Annotated in this window: 20 protein-coding genes; 19 read left to right on the top strand and 1 reads right to left on the bottom strand. The window is 39.9% G+C overall.

Annotated features, from left to right (window positions below; translation table 11 throughout):
• Nucleotides 1-23 precede the first annotated feature (23 nt).
• The 11 genes from hisF to ACLR96_RS04830 all read left to right on the top strand — a co-directional run bounded on the left by hisF (nucleotide 24) and on the right by ACLR96_RS04830 (nucleotide 12,912).
• The gene (gene hisF, locus ACLR96_RS04880; protein ID WP_177270617.1) at nucleotides 24-779 is read left to right on the top strand and encodes an imidazole glycerol phosphate synthase subunit HisF; all 756 of its coding nucleotides are present in this window, start codon (nucleotides 24-26) and stop codon (nucleotides 777-779) included.
• A gap of 1 nt (nucleotide 780) precedes the next feature.
• Nucleotides 781-1,425, top strand: coding sequence for a bifunctional phosphoribosyl-AMP cyclohydrolase/phosphoribosyl-ATP diphosphatase HisIE (gene hisIE, locus ACLR96_RS04875; protein WP_177270615.1), 645 nt, complete (start codon nucleotides 781-783; stop codon nucleotides 1,423-1,425).
• Between the two features lie 153 nt (nucleotides 1,426-1,578).
• Complete coding sequence (locus ACLR96_RS04870) at nucleotides 1,579-2,754, top strand: hybrid sensor histidine kinase/response regulator (protein ID WP_187524715.1); 1,176 nt, start codon at nucleotides 1,579-1,581, stop codon at nucleotides 2,752-2,754.
• Between the two features lie 229 nt (nucleotides 2,755-2,983).
• Nucleotides 2,984-3,688 (top strand): UMP kinase, encoded by a 705-nt coding sequence (pyrH, locus tag ACLR96_RS04865; RefSeq protein WP_177270611.1) that lies wholly within the window; start codon nucleotides 2,984-2,986, stop codon nucleotides 3,686-3,688.
• A 20-nt stretch (nucleotides 3,689-3,708) separates the two neighbouring features.
• Nucleotides 3,709-4,266: a ribosome recycling factor gene (frr, locus tag ACLR96_RS04860; protein WP_177270609.1), complete on the top strand. Its 558-nt coding sequence runs from the start codon at nucleotides 3,709-3,711 to the stop codon at nucleotides 4,264-4,266.
• A gap of 76 nt (nucleotides 4,267-4,342) precedes the next feature.
• Nucleotides 4,343-5,065 carry an isoprenyl transferase gene (locus ACLR96_RS04855; protein WP_177270607.1) on the top strand — a complete coding sequence of 241 codons (723 nt, stop codon included), beginning with the start codon at nucleotides 4,343-4,345 and terminating at the stop codon, nucleotides 5,063-5,065.
• Nucleotides 5,066-5,068: 3 nt separating this feature from the next.
• On the top strand, nucleotides 5,069-5,860 hold the full coding sequence (locus ACLR96_RS04850) for a phosphatidate cytidylyltransferase (protein WP_177270605.1): 792 nt from the start codon (nucleotides 5,069-5,071) through the stop codon (nucleotides 5,858-5,860).
• Between the two features lie 26 nt (nucleotides 5,861-5,886).
• Nucleotides 5,887-7,035: a 1-deoxy-D-xylulose-5-phosphate reductoisomerase gene (gene dxr / locus ACLR96_RS04845; RefSeq protein ID WP_177270603.1), complete on the top strand. Its 1,149-nt coding sequence runs from the start codon at nucleotides 5,887-5,889 to the stop codon at nucleotides 7,033-7,035.
• A 13-nt stretch (nucleotides 7,036-7,048) separates the two neighbouring features.
• On the top strand, nucleotides 7,049-8,062 hold the full coding sequence (rseP, locus tag ACLR96_RS04840) for an RIP metalloprotease RseP (protein WP_177270601.1): 1,014 nt from the start codon (nucleotides 7,049-7,051) through the stop codon (nucleotides 8,060-8,062).
• Between the two features lie 12 nt (nucleotides 8,063-8,074).
• Nucleotides 8,075-9,127, top strand: coding sequence for a flavodoxin-dependent (E)-4-hydroxy-3-methylbut-2-enyl-diphosphate synthase (gene ispG / locus ACLR96_RS04835; protein WP_177270599.1), 1,053 nt, complete (start codon nucleotides 8,075-8,077; stop codon nucleotides 9,125-9,127).
• Nucleotides 9,124-12,912 carry a PolC-type DNA polymerase III gene (locus ACLR96_RS04830; protein WP_177270597.1) on the top strand — a complete coding sequence of 1,263 codons (3,789 nt, stop codon included), beginning with the start codon at nucleotides 9,124-9,126 and terminating at the stop codon, nucleotides 12,910-12,912. Before ispG ends, ACLR96_RS04830 begins: the two co-directional genes overlap by 4 nt.
• A gap of 142 nt (nucleotides 12,913-13,054) precedes the next feature.
• Here ACLR96_RS04830 and ACLR96_RS04825 read toward each other — a convergent pair whose 3' ends face one another.
• Entirely contained in the window at nucleotides 13,055-13,573 is a 519-nt protein-coding gene (locus tag ACLR96_RS04825) for a nitroreductase (protein WP_177270595.1), read from the bottom strand.
• Nucleotides 13,574-13,762: 189 nt separating this feature from the next.
• On the opposite strand from ACLR96_RS04825, the gene ACLR96_RS04820 reads away from it, so the two are divergent.
• From ACLR96_RS04820 to ACLR96_RS04785, 8 genes are all read left to right on the top strand, one after another.
• Nucleotides 13,763-15,082 (top strand): GNAT family N-acetyltransferase, encoded by a 1,320-nt coding sequence (locus tag ACLR96_RS04820; RefSeq protein ID WP_177270593.1) that lies wholly within the window; start codon nucleotides 13,763-13,765, stop codon nucleotides 15,080-15,082.
• 17 nt (nucleotides 15,083-15,099) lie between these two features.
• Nucleotides 15,100-15,477 carry an SdpI family protein gene (locus ACLR96_RS04815; RefSeq protein WP_177270591.1) on the top strand — a complete coding sequence of 126 codons (378 nt, stop codon included), beginning with the start codon at nucleotides 15,100-15,102 and terminating at the stop codon, nucleotides 15,475-15,477.
• Nucleotides 15,478-15,504: 27 nt separating this feature from the next.
• Nucleotides 15,505-15,975 (top strand): YbaK/EbsC family protein, encoded by a 471-nt coding sequence (locus ACLR96_RS04810; protein ID WP_177270589.1) that lies wholly within the window; start codon nucleotides 15,505-15,507, stop codon nucleotides 15,973-15,975.
• Nucleotides 15,976-16,185: 210 nt separating this feature from the next.
• Entirely contained in the window at nucleotides 16,186-16,659 is a 474-nt protein-coding gene (locus tag ACLR96_RS04805; RefSeq protein ID WP_177270587.1) for a ribosome maturation factor RimP, read from the top strand.
• Between the two features lie 21 nt (nucleotides 16,660-16,680).
• The gene (gene nusA, locus ACLR96_RS04800; RefSeq protein ID WP_177270585.1) at nucleotides 16,681-17,886 is read left to right on the top strand and encodes a transcription termination factor NusA; all 1,206 of its coding nucleotides are present in this window, start codon (nucleotides 16,681-16,683) and stop codon (nucleotides 17,884-17,886) included.
• Entirely contained in the window at nucleotides 17,870-18,145 is a 276-nt protein-coding gene (gene rnpM / locus ACLR96_RS04795; RefSeq protein ID WP_207722924.1) for an RNase P modulator RnpM, read from the top strand. The genes nusA and rnpM overlap by 17 nt, the downstream gene beginning before the upstream one ends.
• Nucleotides 18,135-18,446, top strand: a complete 312-nt coding sequence (locus tag ACLR96_RS04790; protein ID WP_177270581.1) for a ribosomal L7Ae/L30e/S12e/Gadd45 family protein — start codon at nucleotides 18,135-18,137, stop codon at nucleotides 18,444-18,446. The genes rnpM and ACLR96_RS04790 overlap by 11 nt, the downstream gene beginning before the upstream one ends.
• Before the next feature lie 14 nt (nucleotides 18,447-18,460).
• Nucleotides 18,461-20,077 (top strand): translation initiation factor IF-2 N-terminal domain-containing protein (locus ACLR96_RS04785; protein ID WP_412265326.1); only part of this gene is annotated, 1,617 nt, incomplete at its 3' end.

Below are 20,077 nucleotides of genomic sequence, written 5' to 3'. Positions count from 1 at the left end.
ATGGGAAAAAGAAAGGCGAGATTATGATTACCAAGAGAATCATACCGTGTCTGGACGTGAGAAACGGCAGGGTAGTAAAAGGAAAGAATTTTGAAGGTATACAGGACGTTTCGGATCCTGTGGAAATGGCCAGATTTTATAATAGAGAAGGAGCTGACGAGCTGGTATTTTATGATATAACGGCCAGCGTTGAAGAGCGTGGTCTGTTTACAGATATACTGAAGAGGGTTGCTTCTGAAATTTTCATCCCTTTGACGGTGGGAGGCGGTATAAATACGCTGGAGGATTTTGACCGAGTGTTAAAATGCGGAGCTGACAAAGTCAGCGTCAACAGCGGAGCGATAAAGAATCCGGATATTATAGAAAGAGCGGCAAAAAAGTACGGAGACCAGTGTGTGGTCCTCAGCATGGATATAAAGAGAGTTGACGGAGATTTTAAACTGTTTGCCAAAGGCGGCAGGGAAAACACAGGCGTAGACGCTTTGCAGTGGGCAAAGGACGGTGTGGAGCGAGGCGCCGGAGAGCTTGTGGTCAACAGTATAGATACAGATGGTGTAAAGGGCGGATTCGATCTTGAATTGCAGAGTGAGATAGCTGCAAGAGTTAATGTTCCCATAATAGCTTCAGGAGGCGCGGGAAAGATGGAAGATTTTTCTGATCTGTTTAAACATAAGGGAATGGATGCAGGTCTTGCTGCCAGCATATTTCATTATAAAGAAATAAGAATATCAGATTTGAAAAGTTATCTGAAAAGTCAAGGTGTGGAGGTCAGATTATAATATGGATATGGATAAAATTAAATTTGATGAAAAAGGGTTGGTTCCCGCTGTAGTACAGGATTATTATACTAAGCAGGTGCTGACTGTGGCGTACATGAACAGGGATTCCCTTGAGATAACCATGGATGAAGGCTATACCTGCTTTTTCAGCAGAAGCAGGCAGCAGCTTTGGAGAAAAGGAGAGTCCAGCGGAAACAGACAGAAAGTAGTATCCATAACATCGGACTGTGACAGAGACGCCCTTGTGGTAGAGGTTATAAAAAGCGGTCCGGCATGTCATACGGGTGCTGAAAGCTGTTTTTTCAATATAGAGTATGTAGGAAAAGATGAGACACCGTTTTCTTATGAATCTCTCTATCAGATGATAGCCGGAAGAAAAACCGAACCCAAGGAAGGCAGCTATACTACATATCTTTTTAGCAAAGGAATGGATAAGATTTTAAAAAAAGTAGGCGAGGAATCTACAGAAGTCATTATAGCCGGAGCTAAAAACGATAAAGAAGAAACTATATATGAGGTGGCTGATTTGGCGTATCATTTAATGGTGATGATGGTTGAACAAGGTATAACATTGAAAGATATAACGTCTGAACTTTCAAAAAGACATGTTATAGATCACAAAATAAAGCAGGAAAGAATGAAATAATTTGTCGAAAGATGTCTAAATATAGAATATTATATGATAATATGGTATAGTATGTCGATTAAATCCCCTGTAGATATTTCGGCGTACCAGATAAAATATGTGTTGTAAATATTTGTGGCTTTTTACAGAGAAAGCTGACACAGGGGGATCTATATGAAGAATGAAGCTGAAAAGGCAAACAAAGCTAAAACCGAATTTTTATCAAGTATGTCACATGAAATCAGAACTCCGCTGAATGTCATAGTGGGTATGTGCGATATAGCGAGAAATCACATTGATGACAAAGAGAAAGTGGAATCATGTCTTTACAAGATAAGTAAGGCGGGCGATCATATCACTCAGTTGGTCAATAAAGTACTTGACATCACCAAAATAGAGCAGGGCAAAACTCTCATAAAAGAAAAAGAATTTAACATAGAGGAACTTACAAAAGAAATAAAAAATATGCTCGAACCTCTGGCCGCTCAGAAGAATATAATTTTCCGCATATCCGATAAGGAAGTTGTCAACAGACAGATTATAGGTGATTACAGTCATATAATGCAGATAATGATAAATCTGGGTACGAATGCGATAAAGTATACTCCTCAGGGAGGTTTTGCTGAAATCAAAATAACAGAGCTTAAAAATGAAAGCGTTGATACAGTGACATATAATTTTGTATGTCAGGACAATGGAATGGGTATGTCTGAGGAATTTCTTGAGAGGATATTCGAACCTTTTGTCCGTGGGGATGATACGCGTGTTAATAATATAAGCGGATCGGGTCTTGGTATGGCTATAGTTAAAAAGATAGTGGAAGCTATGAACGGACGAATAACTATTAAAAGCACTGAAGGCATGGGGACTAAAGTAACTGTTGATCTTGATTTTAAAACTGTTGAGGGAACAAAAGAAGTGATAGATCTGGAATCTTTTAAACTTCAGGAACTGCAGCGTCTCAGAAATAAGAAAATCATTCTGGTTGCTGAGGATAAGATTGATAACAGAGAAGTGCTCGTTACATATCTTGAAGATCTGGATTATGAAGTTGAAGCTGCTGACGATGGAGAGATGGCGATAGATCTGTTTATGGAATCTGAGGAGGGGTTTTATAAGGCCATACTCATGGATATAGATATGCCTATAATGAACGGATACCAGGCAACGCTTATGATCCGGGGATTGAACCGTTCTGATAATGACATTCCCATTATAGCCATGACTGCCAATGTTTTTTCGGAAGACAGAGATAAAGCAAAGAAAGTAGGAATGGATGGGTATCTTACGAAACCTCTCAAGATGGAATGTCTCGAGAATATGCTGAAATCATGGATAGAGGATAAGTAGACAAGAAAAGGCCTAAGGGCCTTTTTATCGTATGGGGAGATATTGGCTTTTGATATTTCCGTATGCTTACAAGAAGATTGTGTTAGAATACTCCGATTTTTTAAGAGGATATAAAGTTATAATATGTCATGGCTGCCTATATCACTTTTATACTATTAATGTGGCATAGGTATATAATTTATGGTATAATAATCCCACCAATTATAAAATCCATATTAAGGAGTCAACAATGGAGGCAAAATATAAACGAGTGCTGCTTAAGATCAGCGGAGAAGCCTTAGCCGGTGACGATCATTTTGGCATCAATGAAGACATGCTAAAAAAAGTCGCTCTTCAGGTAAAAGAAGTAACGCAGATGGGCGTACAGGTTGCTGTAGTAGTGGGAGGAGGAAACTTCTGGAGAGGCAGGACCAGCAAAAGCATGGACAGAGCAACAGCTGATTATATGGGAATGCTGGCTACGGTTATGAATGCCATGGCACTTCAGGATTCTTTTGAAGCCGAAGGTATACCTACGAGAGTTCAGTCTGCCATAGAGATGCGTGAGGTGGCGGAGCCATACGTAAGAAGAAAGGCTATGAGTCATCTTGATCATGGCAAAGTAGTGATATTTGGAGCCGGGACAGGAAATCCGTTTTTTTCTACGGATACAACTGCTGCTTTAAGAGCGGCTGAAATTGACGCTGAAGTGATATTGCTGGCTAAAAAAGTAGATGCGGTATATTCAGATGATCCTGAGATAAATCCTGATGCAGTAAGATATGAAAGCCTTACTCACAGAGAAGTTCTCGAAAAGGATCTCAAGGTAATGGATTCTACAGCGGCATCTCTTTGCAGAGACAACAACATAGCCATACATGTTTTTGCTCTGGCAGATGAGGGCAATGTCATGAAGGCTGTATGCGGAGAAAAGATCGGAACCATCGTTCGTTAATTAAAATTTGGAGGAATAAAATGAGTGATTTTGATTTAAAAACATTAGATGATAAAATAGAGAAAAGTTTACACGTACTTAAAGAAGAAATGGGTACGGTAAGGGCAGGACGCGCTAATGCTGCGCTGGTGGATAAAGTTGTGGTGGAGTATTATGGAACTCAGACCCCGCTTAAGGCTTTGGCGAATATATCAGTGCCTGAACCAAGGACACTGATGATATCTCCTTTTGATCCAAAAAGCATTCCTGAGATTGAGAAGGCGATAAATGCCGCTAATGTAGGCATTAATCCCGCTAATGACGGTAAAGTTATCAGATTGCAGGTTCCTCAGGTAACGGAGGAAAGAAGAAAAGAGCTTACCAAAATTGTTAAGAAGCTGGGTGAAGACAGCAAGATTGCAGTAAGAAACTTGAGAAGAGATGCCAATGATAAGGTTAAGAAGATGGAAAAGGACGGAGAGTTTACAGAAGATGATGCTAAGAGTACTCTCGATGATATTCAGAAAACCATCGACAAAGCAGTTAAAGCTATTGACAAAATCGTAGTAGATAAAGAAAATGAAATAATGGAAGTTTAAACAGTATAAATTTATAACGAAATCGATAGATGTGACCGGAAGGTCACATCTATTTACGAAGTACAGGGTTTTAAATATGCTTGATAAAGAAAGAATGCCCCGGCATGTCGCCATTATAATGGATGGCAACGGAAGATGGGCAAAAGAAAGAGGATTGCCGCGCTTGGCAGGTCATAATGCCGGTATGAAGGCTATGAAAAAAATTGTGGATCATTCAGATAAACTCGGGATAAAATATCTTACCGTATATGCTTTTTCTACCGAAAACTGGAAGCGTTCTATTGCTGAGGTTTCCGGTATATTCAAATTGCTTGTGAAATATGTGGATAGTGATCTGAGAGAGCTTGTAAAAAATAATGTAAAGGTAAAAGTGCTGGGAGATTATACATCTTTGCCTAATGATGCGGTAAAGAGTTTGGAACGCACTTTGGAAGAAACAGAAAATAACACAGGTCTTCAGTTTAATATCGCTCTTAATTACGGAGGGAGAGATGAGATAAAAAATGCGGTAAAAGCTATAAGCGAGAAAGTCAGTGAAGACCTTCTTTCTCCTGATGACATAACTGATGACATTATATCTTCATATCTTTGGACCGGGAGTTTTTATGCAGGTGTGCCGGATCCCGAGCTGATAATAAGAACCAGCGGAGAACTGAGACTTTCTAATTTTCTGCTGTGGCAGAGTGCATATAGCGAGCTTGTTTTTCCCGATGTTCTTTGGCCCGACTTTACTCCGAAGGAATACGAGAAGGCCATTGCTGATTATCAGAGCAGGGAGAGAAGATTTGGAGGTAGATAACGTATGAAAACAAGAGTATTGTCGGGGCTAATCATGCTGCCATTGCTGATTATATTATATCTGGGAGGTTATGTTTTGTTCGGTGCCTGTCTGATTATAGGTATAATGGGTGTAAAAGAGTTTTTTAACGGCTTTAAAGCTATAGATATCAAACCTAATTTTGCTGTAGCTTGTATTTCAGCTGTAGGGCTTTATGCAGTAAATTTTTTCACAGATGGCCAAAAGGAATGGTATATGCTGTGGTTCTTCGGTATTGTGCTTTTAAGTCTTCTGTATCTGTTCAATATAGAACATAGAAAACTGGAAGATGCTATGGCTACTGTAACAGGCATTTTTTATGTTGTATTCTTTTCTTTTCATGTGACTTTAGTGGATCAGACAGATTATGCTCTTATGGTGTGGCTCATAGTAATTACAGCTTTTGGAACCGATATAATGGCTTATTTCAGCGGATATCTTTTGGGCAGACATAAGCTGTGTCCGAAAATAAGTCCTAAGAAGACTGTTGAAGGTTCTATAGGCGGCATTTTGGGAAGTGTTATCCTAAGCGGTCTGTTCGGATATTTTTTCATGCCTGAAGTTATAATACATTGTATCATCATAGGCGTCTTGGGTGGAATTGTTTCACAGTTTGGTGATTTGACTGCATCTATTTTCAAGAGGAAGATGGGAATAAAAGATTACGGGAATCTTATTCCCGGCCACGGAGGTATTTTGGACAGATTTGACAGTGTACTCTTTACAGGTCCGATGGTTTATTATTATATAGTGTTGGTTATGGAATATTTATTATAACAGTATTTGTGACAGGGCTGGGTTTTATGAAAAGAATTTCGATTTTGGGGAGTACGGGATCTATAGGGACTCAGGCATTAGATGTGATAGAGGAAAACAGCACTGAATTTTCGGTATCGGCTGTTTCCTGCTCAAAGAATATTGCGCTTCTCTGCCGTCAGATAGAGAAGTTCAGACCTCAGGCTGTATGTGTAGAGCGTGAAGAAGATGCTTTGTTGATATCTGAAAAGTACAGAAATACAGAAGTTTTTTACGGAGATAAAGGACTTAAAGAGATTGCTTCTATGGAAGACTGCGATATGGTGTTGAATTCTCTCATGGGCATGAGAGGTCTTGAACCTACTATGGCGGCTGTAGATGCCGGAAAGGATATCGCATTTGCCAATAAGGAGACTCTTGTGGTGGGCGGTGAGTTGGTGATGGCTGCCGTAAAACGAAAGGGTATTAAACTTCTTCCTGTGGATAGTGAGCATAGCGCAATTTTTCAGTGTCTTCAGGGTAGCACTGCCAGCAATGTGAAAAGAATATTGCTGACAGCATCGGGAGGACCTTTCAGAGGATACAGCGCAGAGCAGCTTGAGAAAGTAACGATAGATCAAGCACTTGCTCATCCAAACTGGTCCATGGGAAAAAAGATAACAATAGATTCTGCAACTATGATGAATAAAGGACTTGAGATAATAGAGGCCAGATGGCTGTTTGATATTCCTGCAGAGAAAATACAGATAGTTGTTCATCCTCAGAGTATCCTTCACTCTGCAGTGGAATACAGAGACGGAAGCATAATCGGACAGATGGGCGTGCCGGATATGAGGGTGCCTATAGCTTATGCTCTTTCTTATCCTGAAAGACTGGAGATGGGATCATCTATGGAGAGTCTTGATCTTTTCAGTCTTAAAGAAGGAATGACGTTTTATCCTGCAGACAGAGACGTATTCAGAACCATAGATTTGGCATATGAAGCCTGTCGCTTGGGAGGAAGTTATCCCGTAGTGCTTAATGGAGCCAACGAAGTTCTTGTAGAAATGTTTTTAGCGGGAAGAATAAGGTTTATAGATATCCAGAATACTCTTATGAAAGTGATGGAAGAGCATAAGCCTGAATATAGATTGGATATGGAGGGAATATTGGAGCAGGATATGAGGATTAGAGAGAAAATGAGGAATATGATTTAATAGGAGGAAATCTATGACTATAATATATGCGATTTTAATATTTTGCGTACTCATATTTGTCCATGAGTTCGGTCATTTTATCGCAGCAAAAGCCTGTGGAGTAAAAGTAAATGAATTTTCCATAGGTATGGGACCTGCGTTTTTTAAAAAACAGAAGGGAGAGACTCTTTATTCATTGAGAATTTTCCCAATAGGAGGATTCTGCGCCATGGAAGGTGAAGATGAGGATTCCAATGATGAAAGGGCTTTCAACAGAAAACCCGCATGGCAGAGGGCTGTGGTTTTGGCGGCAGGAGCTTTTATGAATCTTCTTACCGCAGTAATCCTGATGATAATAATTGCCTTTTGGTCAGGTCAGGCAACAACAGTTGTAGATGAAGTTCTCGATGATTCTCCGGCATATGAGGCAGGGCTTCAGTCAGGCGATGAGATTGTAGCTGTAAATGACAGCCGCATAAATGATTGGAATGATATTCTTGCTGCAATAGGAGGAAGTAAGGCTGACTCTGTAGAGTTAACAGTGGAGAGAAACGGAAGAAATATTTCTGTGACATCGGCCATAGAGTACGACGAAGAAGCCGGTAGGTCGAAGGTAGGCATAAAGCCTGTAGTACGTCATAATATTATTGAATCCATAGGGACTGGTATAAAAAATACAGGCAATATGACGGTGATGATGTATGATATTATTAAAGAACTTATTACAGGAGGAGTCTCTGCCAAGGAACTGAGCGGTCCTGTCGGTATAGTATATGCTGTAAACGATACAGCTAAGGCCGGAATTATCTATGTGGTTTATTTGTCAGCTCTTTTGAGCCTGAATTTAGCTATCATGAATATGCTTCCGTTTCCAGCTCTTGACGGAGGACGGCTGCTGTTCCTGCTCATAAGGAAAATAACCGGAAAACGTGTTACCGACGAAATGGAAGGAAAAATACATTTTATAGGTATAGTTCTTCTCATGGTGCTGATGGTATACGTCACGTGGAATGATATAGTGAAGTTTATCGTTCCGCTGTTTTCATAAGGCGGGTCGGATATGAAAAAAAGTGTTTTTTGCGGTAACGTAGAGATAGGAGCAGGCAAACCTGTTTCCATTCAGTCAATGACCAATACCAGAACATCCGATGTAATGTCTACAGTCTGCCAGATAAAAAATCTCGAGTCTGCAGGATGTCAGATAGTAAGGTTAGCCGTTCCTGATGAAACGGCGGCAGAGGCTTTCGGAAAAATAAAACTCAGATCAAATGTGCCTCTTGTGGCAGATATACATTTTGATTACAAACTTGCTCTTAAGGCTATGGAGTACGGAGCAGATAAAATAAGGATCAACCCGGGAAATATCGGTTCTGAGGATGGGATCAGGCAAATAGTAGAAATGGCGAAGAAGAAGAGGATTCCTATCAGAGTAGGAGTGAACTCAGGTTCTCTGGAGAAAGATATTCTGAAAAAATATGGCAGCGTGACAGCAGAGGGATTAGCCGAAAGTGCGCTGAGAAATGTATCTGTTCTTGAGAAATATGATTTTGAAGATATAGTAATATCCCTGAAATCTTCTGATGTGAAGATGAATTTCGATGCATATAAAATTGTCAGCCGGCATTCAGTATATCCGCTGCATATCGGAGTGACGGAAGCAGGGACATTGAACAGAGGACGTATAAAATCAGCGGCAGGGATAGGTGCCTTGCTGCTTGAGGGTATAGGTGATACAATGAGAATTTCTCTTACTGCAGATCCTGTGGAAGAAGTGTTTTTTGCCAAAGAGCTTCTTTCGGCTATAGGCCTGCGGAAGGACAGAATAGAGATTATATCCTGTCCCACCTGCGGAAGGACAGAAGTGAATCTGCAGGCTATTGCAGATGAGATAGAGAAGAAAGTTGAAACTCTTCAGGACAAAGGTGCAAAACATCTTAAAATTGCTGTGATGGGATGTGCTGTCAATGGGCCCGGGGAAGCAAAAAGTGCAGATATAGGCGTGGCCTGCGGAAAGGGAAAGGGTGTTCTCTTTGCGGGGGGAAAGATCATAAAGACTGTAAAAGAAGAAGATATTGTAGTTGAGATAATCAAGATGGCGGAAGAATACATATGAGAGAGATACTGGAAAATTCTATTGATTTTTCTAAACTTGGGAGTTACAGAAAAGAAGATCTTACATTTGATATAAAAAAGGCTGTGATATCAAGAGAAACAGGAAGGCTTTCGCTTGATGCAGAGCTTAATTTTGTGTTGCCTTATGAATTTATAGACAGGTTCAAAAGGTCGCTGCAGGGGCGGCTTCCTGATGTTGAAGGAATAGATCTGAATATAGCTTATGAAAATCTTATTCAGAGTATAGAGGAAGCCATGGGTTTTTACATAGGTCATATGATCGCTCTTGTCAATGGCAAATATGCTCATGTTACAAAGACTATATATACAGACAAATGGCAGTTTGAGGACGGAAAGTTGGTAATATATGCACTGGGTCAGTTGTCTGTGGATGTTCTCAATAAAGAAGTGTCGGATAAGTTTAGTATGCTTATAAAAAGGGATCTTAAAGAAGATATCACTGTAAGATTTGAAAATCACGTCCAAAAGTATAAAATCATAGGAAAACAGATGGAAGAAAAAGAGAAATCTGTTTATGAAGAACATCGGCAAAGAGCTGTAAAAGTGCAGACTCAGCGACGAGAGAACCCGGATTCATCAACAGATAGCGGAAGTGTCATACCATTTCCGTCGGGAGGGCAAGGCGGTAGCAAACCCTTTAAGGGAAGACGCAGAAAGGCTTATACTCCTGTCAAAGGAAATCTTATAATGGGAACGGCTATAACAGAGAAAGCTATGGCTATAAGAGATGTTACTTCCGAAAGCGGAACAGTTGTGATTGAAGGGGAAATGTTTAAGAAAGACTGTCGTACCACGAAAAATGACAGTAAGCTGGTAAGTCTTTACGTGACTGATAAGATTACAAGTATCTGTGTCAAAGCTTTTGTTCTCAATGAGAAATGGGATGATATAGATAATCATCTAAGTAAGGGAGACGGAATAAAGATACAGGGGATGGCTCAGTGGGACAGATTTGATAACTGTGTGACTATAATGGCTGACAGTATAGAGAAGGCAGAAAAGAAAGAGCGTATAGATACATATCCGGAAAAAAGAGTCGAGCTTCATGCTCATACTAAAATGAGTGCTATGGATGGGCTTAACGATATAAAACGTATGGTAAAAACTGCTGAAAAGTGGGGGCACAAAGCTGTGGCGATAACGGACCACGGAGTAGTGCAGGCATTTCCGGATGCGTCTCATGCAGCCAAGGATATTAAGATATTATATGGATGTGAAGGGTATCTTCTTGAAGACAGGGATCTTATAGATGAAAACGGCGTGATAAACTACAAAGGAAGGGGAACTAATCACGTAATAATCTTTGCCAGAAACAGAAAAGGTCTTAAAAATCTGTATAAGCTTGTATCTCTGTCTCATCTTGAATATTTTTACAAGAAACCTAGGATACCTAAGTCTATTCTTCAAAAGTACAGAGAAGGTCTTATAGTAGGTTCTGCATGTGAAGCGGGAGAACTTTACAGAGCTGTTCTGAATAATGAAAGTGATGAGGAAATCAAGAGGCTTGTTGATTTTTACGATTATTTGGAGATACAGCCGCTTATAAACAATAAGTTTCTTATAGAGCATGGAATGGTCAAAAGTGAGGAAGAACTCAGAGAAAATAATAAAAGGATTGTAGCATTAGGAAAGCAATATAATAAACCGGTAGTGGCAACCTGTGATACTCATTATTTCGATGAAGAAGAAGCTCTTTACAGAAGGATTCTTATGGCAGGACAGGGTTTCAAAGATGTGGAAGGAGATAAAGGGCTTTATTTCAGGACTACTCAGGAAATGATGGAGGAATTCATGTATCTGGGAGAGGAAACTGCATATGAAGTGGTTATAAAGAATACAAATCTGATTGCTGATATGATAGAACCAATGATGCCTGTGCCTGAAGGAAAGTTTCCTCCTAAGATAAAAGGGGCTGAGGAAGATCTTAGACGAGCATGTGAGGAACGTGCTGCCGATATGTATGGGTCGCCTCTTCCTCAAGAAATCAGAGAGCGTCTTGATAAAGAATTGAATTCCATCATAGATAATGGATATGCGGTTATGTACAGATCTGCCGAAATGCTGGTGAAAAAATCTCTGGAGGATGGTTATCTTGTAGGATCGAGAGGCTCTGTAGGATCTTCGTTTGCTGCTACAATGTCAGGAATAACCGAGGTAAATCCTTTGCCGCCTCATTATTTATGTCCTAACTGTAAAAATTTAGAATGGGGAGATAATGAGAAATACGACTGCGGTGTAGATATGCCTGATAAAGTATGCCCTGAATGCGGCGCACCTTACAGTAAAGAAGGGTTCACCATACCATTTGAGACTTTTCTGGGATTTGAAGCAAATAAGGAGCCTGATATAGACCTTAATTTCGCAGGAGAGTATCAGGGAACTGCGCAAAAATACGTAGAGGAGATATTTGGTGAGAAAAATGTGTTCAAAGCAGGCACTATCGGTACTATAAAGGATAAGACTGCATATGGATATGTTGCTAAATATTTTGATGAGCGAAATATAAATGTGAATAAATTTGAGATGGACAGACTAACTTCATGCTGCGAAGGAGTTAGAAAGACCTCAGGACAGCATCCCGGGGGGATAATCATAGTTCCGGAGGGGCATGAGATATACGAATTCTGCCCCGTGCAGCATCCTGCCAATGATGTCAAATCGGATATAGTTACAACTCATTTTGATTATCATTCCATAGATCAGAATCTTCTTAAACTTGATATACTGGGACACGATGCTCCTTCCATGATAAGGCAGCTTCAGGATATGACAGGAGTAGATCCTCTGAAGGTACCTATCAAAGATGATAAAGTCATGACTATATTCAACGGAATAGAAGGTCTGGACATAAAGAATCCTGACTATAAATTCACTCATGGAAGTTACGGAATACCTGAATTCGGTACTAAATTTGTCAGACAGATGCTGGACGATACCAAGCCAGATGCTTTTGCGGATCTTGTCCGTATATCAGGATTTTCCCATGGTACCGATGTATGGCTCGGAAACGCTCAGGAACTTATAACAAGCGGTACAGCTACAATGAAGGATGCGATTTCAACTAGGGATGACATCATGAACTACCTCAGATTAAAAGGCGTTCCCAATAAAGATGCTTTTACCATCATGGAGAAGGTACGTAAAGGTAAAGGACTGACTTTGGAACAGGAAGAACTGATGAAAGAAAATGATGTTCCTCAGTGGTATATAGAATCCTGTAAAAAGATACAGTATATGTTCCCGAGAGCCCATGCGGTGGCATATGTTATGATGTCCAACAGAATAGCTTATTATAAAGTGTATCATCCTGTCGAATTTTATGCTGTGTACTTCACAACAAAGGTAGCCTATTTTGATGAAAAGGTTATATTAAAGGGGATAGATTCTATTGAGAACAGAATGGAGGAGATAATAAGAAAAGGACAGGATGCTTCAAAAAAAGAAGAGGACGAGCTTCCTGTGCTGGAAGTGGCGTATGAGATGTGTTCGAGAGGATATGAGTTTTCTCCGGCAAGATTAGGAATCTCTGACAGTCTTCGCTTTCTTTCTCATGAAGGAAAAGTTCTTCTTCCTTTTGTGGCTATAACAGGTGTCGGTGAAGGGGCGGCTGTAATATTTGAGGAAGAATATAGGAAAAGACCTTACGAGACTGTAGAAGATGTAAGTGACAGAGGAAAGATAAATAAGACGGCGCTGGACGAGCTTCGTCAGCATGGTGTTTTGGAAGGACTTCCGGAAACTGCTCAGATAAGCCTGTTTGGATAGGATGTGGTGAAAAGCCTGCCTGTATCGGTTAAGAAATTACTGATATAGACAGGCTTGTGTTTTCTGAAAAGAATAGCAGCGATTAATTTTATTGTATTAGGTATTCTGCTGTCTGTGAATTACTGGAGAAATATAGTATGATTTATACATAGTATATATAATCTTTTTTTCTCGGAGCGGCTGTAGGTTCACAGCCATCTGTATATCCCAGTACGCAGTGTCCTATACCTTCATAATTACCTTTAATGCCGAGTTCTCTGAGGATTTTTTTTCCTTCTTCTGATTCGAACTCTTCTTTTGCTCTGTGTATCCAGCAGCTTCCGATGCCTTCGCTGTGGGCGGCTAACATCAGGTTACCGATGACTAAACTCCCGTCATAAATATATGTGCTGCGTGTTTTATCAGCAAGAACTACTAAAACTACAGGAGCGCCGTAAAAGGGGTCTATATCTGTCCCCATAATTTTCGCATTCATCTTTGAGAGTCTGTCTCTCAATGTTTTATCTGTAACTGCTATAATTATGCAGGGCTGGCTTCCTTTTCCCGAGGCAGCGTAAGTTCCGGCCTCACAGATTTTTTTAACAGTTTCCTGCGGTATCATATCGGGCTTATATTTTCGTATGCTTCGTCTTGTTTCTATTGATTTGATTATTTCGTTCATTTTTACCTCCTTATTTTGACAGAACTTATGTCTTTATTATAGTACAGCAGTATGTATTATTTTAGTATATTTTGAAGAAATTGCTGTTTTTCGTACAAGTATTGGTACTGTGACATGTATTTTTTGCGATTTACTGCTTTAGTGTGATATAATAAACTAATAATTATTAACTGTATAAGAGGAGTTATTATGTATATTCGCAAATATGAACGCAATGACTGCAGAGAGATTCTTTCTCTGTTTTACGATACTGTACATACTGTAAATTCCGGAGATTATACCCGCAAACAGCTTTTTGCATGGGCTACAGGAAAGGAAAATCCAGAGGAGTGGGATGAGTCGCTGATGAAAAATTACAGTTTTGTAGCTGTTGAAGATGGTGCTATAGTAGGTTTTGGAGATATTGATGAAGGTGGGTACTTGAACAGATTGTTTGTGCATAAGGATCATCAGAGAGAAGGCGTGGCGTCAGCCATTTGCGATGCGTTGGAACAGGCCGTGCAAAATAGTAGGATAGAGGTACACGCCTCTGTTACGTCAAGACCTTTTTTTGAAAAGCGCGGATATAAAATCATAAAGAAGCAGGAAGTAAAGCGCGGCAAAACAGCTTTGACAAATTATATAATGGAAAAACAGGGAGTTGTTTCAAACAGAGAATTCATAAAGGAAAGTATAGAAGGCAGAGAGATTAAGGAGGCTCTGCACCGTTATACAGGAAAGGAGATGGTTCGTCTTCACGGTAATCCGCCATATATGACTGTTTTAGTTCACGGCGGTCCGGGAGATATAGGATCGCTTGAAAATGTTGCTGACTGTTTGGCTGGGATATTGCCCGGTTCAGGTGTTTTAGAGGCTTTACAATCTAAATATTCAATAAATGAATTAGTGGAAGAACTGTATCAGCAGATAAAAAACAATTGCTCTGGGAAAGTCTGCATAATCGGCCATTCATGGGGTGCATGGCTGTCTGCGTTATTGGCGTCGGAATATCCTGAGATTGTAAAAAGACTGATTCTTATAGGATGCCCTCCTCTCGAAGATGAATATGTGAGCCAAATAAATAAGAGAAGATGCAAGAAAATGTCTGATGGTGAAAGGGATTTGTTTGAAAAATTGTTTGAAGGTAAAATATCCTCAGAGGAAATGGGTTTGATTTCGGATATACTTAAAAAAACTGATAATTACTGCTTGCGGGACGACTGCTATTATAAAAGTGACAGAACAGACAGCAAAATGTATAATGCTGTTTTTAGGCAAGCCTGTCGTATCAGAAGTCGCGGAGGGTTTTTGAAGGCTTTTGGAAAGATAAAATGTGATATATATCTAGTACATGGCCGGCAAGACCCTCATCCCGAAAAGGGGGTAGCAGAGCCTCTAAGGAAATCAGGGATTTGTTTTGAATCTTATATTCTGGATAAATGCGGACACAGTCCTTTTTTAGAAAAATTTGCCCGGCAGGAATTTTATGATATACTGTTATGGATAATATCAGGAAAGAAAGGCGGCTGATAAGGAGGGTTATATCTATGGCATCATGGATTTTTATGTTATGCAATGCTGTGCTAATTCCATTGATAATGATTTGTTTTGGACGATACTTCATGAAAAGGCCTCCGAAAAAAATTAATGCTTTGTTCGGATATAGGACAGCAATGTCCATGAAAAACGATGATACATGGGAATTTGCGCATAAATACTGCGGCAGATTATGGTGGATTGTCGGATGGATATTACTGTTTGTTTCAGTTATAGTTTTTCTGATCATATGGGGAAAAGAAGACAGCGTTGTTGATAAGACAGGGATTGCTGCTTTGGCTGTACAGGTAGCTGCTTTGGCAGGTACTATAATACCTACAGAAATAGCTTTGAAACGTAATTTTGATAAATATGGAAACAGACGTTAATAAATAGAAAGTAAGGAGAATATAAAAATGTCACTGGAAAGAGCAAAAGCTTATTTGAAAAGATTTGGACTTGATAATGAAGTTATGGAGTTTGATGCCTCGTCGGCAACAGTGCGGGAAGCTGCCGAGGCTATAGACTGTAAAGAAGAAGAAATCGCCAAGTCACTTTCCTTTATTGTGAATGATAAGCCTATACTGATAGTTGCAGCCGGTAACCGTAAAATAGACAATAAGAAATTCAAGGCTGAGTTTTCCGCAAAGGCGAAAATGATTCCCTTTGATATGGTGGAAGAACTGACGGGCCATGCCGTTGGAGGAGTCTGTCCTTTTGGAGTAAATGAAGATGTTGCCGTTTATCTGGACATTTCCCTTAAAGATATAGGGACTGTTTATCCTGCATGCGGAAGCTCCAACAGTGCCATAAGATTGACAATAGATAAGCTTGAAAAAATAACGAATAGCAAGAAGTGGGTAGATGTTTGTCGTATTATTAAGTAGAGAAAAAGCGTACTGTAAAGCAGGAAAACACAAAAATGCTGATATTTGAATTATGTATCAAATAGTCCTTGAAAATTCAATGTTTATATGATAATATATTATTGATATAACTAATGGATTTAGTAAGAGTGGGTGAAACGCCCACTCTTTACTTTTGTAAACAGGCAGAAATCAGCCTGTCATATTATCAAAAGCGAAAGAGAGTGTTTTATGGCAAAGAAAAAAATCACCGATACAGTAGAAGAACTGCTGGACGGGTTTTTATCTGACGAAGGGTATGAGCTTTATCATTGCGAATTCATAAAAGAAGGAAGAGATTGGTTCCTCAGGGTTTATATTGATAAATTTCTGAAGGATGGATATGTTAGTATTGAAGATTGCGAGAAAGTCAGCAGGTTTTTAAGCGAAAAACTTGATGAAGGAGATCTGATAGAGCAGAATTATTATTTAGAAGTATCTTCTCCCGGTATGGATAGACCGCTTATAAAAACAGATCACTATGAGAGGTATGTGGGAGAAGAGATAGAGATAAAGCTTTATAAAGGAAAGAATGGAACAAAGAGCATACAAGGTGTTCTCGGGGGTATAGACGGTGATGTGATAACAGTTACAGATCACGATGGAAAAGAGTGCAAACTCCGGCTATCTGAGATCGCCAAGGCAAATCTGGCTGTTGTTTTTTAATATAGGAGGATATGAGAGAAAATGAATAAAGAATTTATAAATGCTATAGATGATTTAGTAAAAGAGAAAGGGATTTCAAAAGATGTCCTTATCGAGGCTATAGAATCTGCTCTGGTTTCAGCATATAAGAAGAATTACGGTACATCTCAGAATGTCAGAGTGAATATCGACAGAGAAGAGGGGGATGTCGATGTTCTCATGAGGCGTGATGTTGTGGAAGAAGTGGAGGACGAGTTTACCGAAATTTCTCTGCAAGAGGCGCTTGAAATAGATCCGAGATATCAGGTGGGAGACGTTGTTGAATATCAGGTAACTCCTAAGGATTTTGGAAGAATAGCAGCTCAGACGGCTAAACAGGTTGTAGTTCAGAGAATAAGAGAAGCTGAAAGAGGTATGATATTTGATAATTATATCAGCAGGCAAGGGGACCTAATAACAGGAGTAGTTCAGAGAATAAGTAATGATACGATATTTGTAAATATGGGCAATACCGAAGGTATACTTGTGTCCGGCGAAAGAGCGACAGGAGAACGATACAGAGTCAATGACAGAATAAAAGCCTATATTATGGATGTGAGAAAGAGTACAAAGGGTCCTCAGATATTCCTTTCCAGAACTCACCCTGGTTTTGTGGAAAAGCTTTTTGAACTGGAAGTGCCTGAGATAGAAGATGGTACTGTAGTAATAAAAAGTATTGCCAGAGAGGCAGGTTCAAGGACAAAGATCGCAGTATATACAGAAGATGAAAATGTTGATCCTGTAGGAGCATGCGTGGGAACGGGAGGCTGCCGAGTAAAAAATATTGTAGATGAGTTATTTGGAGAAAAGATAGATATAACTACATGGGATGATGATCCAAGAATATTGATAAAAAATGTTCTCAGCCCTGCTAAAGTAGAGGAAGTTTTAGTGGATGAAGATGAAAAATCGGCTACTGTCGTAGTTCCTGATTATCAGCTTTCATTGGCTATTGGAAAGTCCGGACAGAACGTACGTCTGGCAGCAAGACTTTGCGGTTGGAAGATAGATATAAAGAGCCATACTCAGTATTTTGGCGATGGGTCAGAAGAAATCTCCGGTGATTTTCAGGAAGATTATGAAGATGACGGCATAGAGTATGTAGGAGAAGATGTTGAATATGCAGAAGATAAAAATATCGACAGCGATCAAAATGAGATGGACACAGATGCTGCCGATGAAGATAGGGGAGATGAAATTGAAAAATAAAAAGACCCCTATGAGAAGATGTGTCGGATGCATGGAGTCAAAGCCTAAAAAAGACTTAGTAAGGATAGCTTTTTATGAAGGACAGATAAATATAGATCCTGTGGGAAAAGCCAAGGGAAGAGGTGTGTATTTGTGTCCGGATATAGAATGTATGGAGAAAGCGAAAAGAAAACGTGCTCTTCAGCGAAGCTTTGAGACGGATATATCTGAAGAACAGATGGCGAATATATTCAAGGAGCTTGAGGAGTATGCGAAGTAAAATAAATAGTTATCTGGGATTTGCTAAAAAATCAGGAAATCTGATGTCAGGGACAAATACTTGTATTTTCGGAATATCCAAAGGAAAGGTAAAACTTGTGATACTGGCAGAAGATATCTCGGAGAACAGCGAAAAAAAGATAATGAAGGAAATAAGAAAACACGGTGTTAGATATGTTAAGTATGGAAGAGGCGACGACCTCTCTCATGCTGTGGGAACATCAGGAAGAAGCGTATTCGCCGTGTGTGATGATAATTTTATGAAAGTTATTTTGGATGAGATAAACAGGGAATCAGAATAAAGGAGGAAGTGCGTATGAAAATAAAGGAGTTGGCATCTGAATTGAGTCTGACCGGTAAGGAAGTACTTGAGAAGGCCAAATCTATGGGAATAGCAGTGTCAGACGTAAATGATGATATGTCGGAAATAGACACTACAGCAGTTAGAAATACTATCACGAAAAGTGGAGCTCATACTGAGACTAAAGTAGTGAGAGTGAGAACTAAAAAATCTGAAAATGACAAAAAAGACGGTGAACCTAAAGTGACTGTGAAAGCTGCCAAAATCAAGTTGCCGGAAGTAAAGAAGTCAGCAAAAACAACTGCAAAATCCTCCAATAAAACAACTGCAGCAAAACCGCCGATGGGAAAACCTATCGTATCAAAAGAAGTTGAAGGCAGAATGAAACCGCCTGAAGGAAAACCAGTAGTATCTAAGGATGCGTTTGAAGAAAGAACTTCAGGAAATATTGCAGATAAAGCTGCTGAAAAGAAATCAGAAGATAAAAAGGTATTTGAAGAAAAAAATTCTGAGATTTCAAAGATGAAACCGGTTTCGGGAACTGCCTCTGTGAGTAAACAGGAAGCAAAGAAACCTGAGATTAAGAAAGCAGAAACAAAGAGATCTGAACCTCCGAGAAGACAGACAAGACTTAAGGTGATTAAGAAAGCAGAGGATGTCAGAAGAGAAGAAGCGGAGGCTGCAGCTAAACGTGAAGCAGAGCGAAAGGAAGCAAAGAAGCGTGAAGCTGAGAAGAAGGCTGCTCAAAAAACAGAGGACAGAAGAAAACGTACTGATAGAAAGCCTGGAGATAAGAAAACGTTTGAGAGAAAAGGCGGTAAACCTCAGGATAGAAGAAACGACAGACCGGACCGTCAGGACAGAGCTCCTCAGCAGAGAGGAGCATCGAAAAAAGATGATGGAGTTGAAGTTTTGGCAGCAAAACCAGGCGCTCTCAGTTCAAAAAAGAAGAACAAAGACAGAGATAAAGAGCATGATAAATTTTCTAAGTTAGAGAGAGGCGGCAATGTAAGAAAATCGCTGAAGTCTCAGCCTCGATCTCTGGAAAAACAGGTGAGAAACAAAAAACACAATAAACCTAAACCAGCTCCCGAACCTGAGGTGGAAGTTGTAGAACTTCCTGTGGGAACAGTAATGATAAATGTTCCTATTACGGTTGCAGGATTTGCGGAACAGACTAAAACCACGGCTTCGCAGATAATAATGACTCTTATGAAGATGGGAGTGATGGCAAATATAAATCAGAATCTGGATGAAGATACTGTAGTTCTTTTAGCTGAAGAAATGGGAATTCAGGTGGCCATAGGAAAAGTTAAAGAAGAAGTAGAAGAAGAAGGGATAGAAAGCTTCGAAGATAAGGAAGAAGATCTGAAGCCAAGAGCTCCGATCATTACCGTAATGGGTCATGTAGATCATGGTAAAACCTCACTTCTGGACGCTATCAGAAAGACAAATGTAACAGCACAGGAATCAGGTGGCATTACTCAGCATATAGGTGCTTCGGAAGTTGAGATAAACGGACAGAAAATTGTGTTCTTGGATACTCCGGGACACGAAGCTTTTACGGCAATGAGAGCGAGAGGCGCACATGCTACAGATATCGCTGTACTGGTAGTTGCGGCTGATGACAGC

The organism is Lentihominibacter sp. (genome assembly GCF_046951855.1).
Classification (GTDB): Bacteria; Bacillota; Clostridia; order Peptostreptococcales; family Anaerovoracaceae; genus Lentihominibacter; species Lentihominibacter hominis.
This window is presented reverse-complemented; position numbering and strand designations above follow the sequence as displayed.

What these genes read in the sequence shown, in the direction of transcription:
- ACLR96_RS04830 (WP_177270597.1), top strand. Translation starts at nt 9,124, where the DNA reads ATGAGAGAGATACTGGAAAATTCTATTGATTTTTCTAAACTTGGGAGT.
- ACLR96_RS04855 (WP_177270607.1), top strand. Translation starts at nt 4,343, where the DNA reads ATGCTTGATAAAGAAAGAATGCCCCGGCATGTCGCCATTATAATGGAT.
- ACLR96_RS04815 (WP_177270591.1), top strand. Translation starts at nt 15,100, where the DNA reads ATGGCATCATGGATTTTTATGTTATGCAATGCTGTGCTAATTCCATTG.
- nusA (WP_177270585.1), top strand. Translation starts at nt 16,681, where the DNA reads ATGAATAAAGAATTTATAAATGCTATAGATGATTTAGTAAAAGAGAAA.
- frr (WP_177270609.1), top strand. Translation starts at nt 3,709, where the DNA reads ATGAGTGATTTTGATTTAAAAACATTAGATGATAAAATAGAGAAAAGT.
- ACLR96_RS04790 (WP_177270581.1), top strand. Translation starts at nt 18,135, where the DNA reads ATGCGAAGTAAAATAAATAGTTATCTGGGATTTGCTAAAAAATCAGGA.
- dxr (WP_177270603.1), top strand. Translation starts at nt 5,887, where the DNA reads ATGAAAAGAATTTCGATTTTGGGGAGTACGGGATCTATAGGGACTCAG.
- ACLR96_RS04810 (WP_177270589.1), top strand. Translation starts at nt 15,505, where the DNA reads ATGTCACTGGAAAGAGCAAAAGCTTATTTGAAAAGATTTGGACTTGAT.
- ACLR96_RS04870 (WP_187524715.1), top strand. Translation starts at nt 1,579, where the DNA reads ATGAAGAATGAAGCTGAAAAGGCAAACAAAGCTAAAACCGAATTTTTA.
- ACLR96_RS04820 (WP_177270593.1), top strand. Translation starts at nt 13,763, where the DNA reads ATGTATATTCGCAAATATGAACGCAATGACTGCAGAGAGATTCTTTCT.
- ispG (WP_177270599.1), top strand. Translation starts at nt 8,075, where the DNA reads ATGAAAAAAAGTGTTTTTTGCGGTAACGTAGAGATAGGAGCAGGCAAA.
- rnpM (WP_207722924.1), top strand. Translation starts at nt 17,870, where the DNA reads ATGAAATTGAAAAATAAAAAGACCCCTATGAGAAGATGTGTCGGATGC.
- ACLR96_RS04850 (WP_177270605.1), top strand. Translation starts at nt 5,069, where the DNA reads ATGAAAACAAGAGTATTGTCGGGGCTAATCATGCTGCCATTGCTGATT.
- hisIE (WP_177270615.1), top strand. Translation starts at nt 781, where the DNA reads ATGGATATGGATAAAATTAAATTTGATGAAAAAGGGTTGGTTCCCGCT.
- hisF (WP_177270617.1), top strand. Translation starts at nt 24, where the DNA reads ATGATTACCAAGAGAATCATACCGTGTCTGGACGTGAGAAACGGCAGG.
- rseP (WP_177270601.1), top strand. Translation starts at nt 7,049, where the DNA reads ATGACTATAATATATGCGATTTTAATATTTTGCGTACTCATATTTGTC.
- ACLR96_RS04825 (WP_177270595.1), bottom strand. Translation starts at nt 13,573, where the DNA reads ATGAACGAAATAATCAAATCAATAGAAACAAGACGAAGCATACGAAAA.
- ACLR96_RS04805 (WP_177270587.1), top strand. Translation starts at nt 16,186, where the DNA reads ATGGCAAAGAAAAAAATCACCGATACAGTAGAAGAACTGCTGGACGGG.
- pyrH (WP_177270611.1), top strand. Translation starts at nt 2,984, where the DNA reads ATGGAGGCAAAATATAAACGAGTGCTGCTTAAGATCAGCGGAGAAGCC.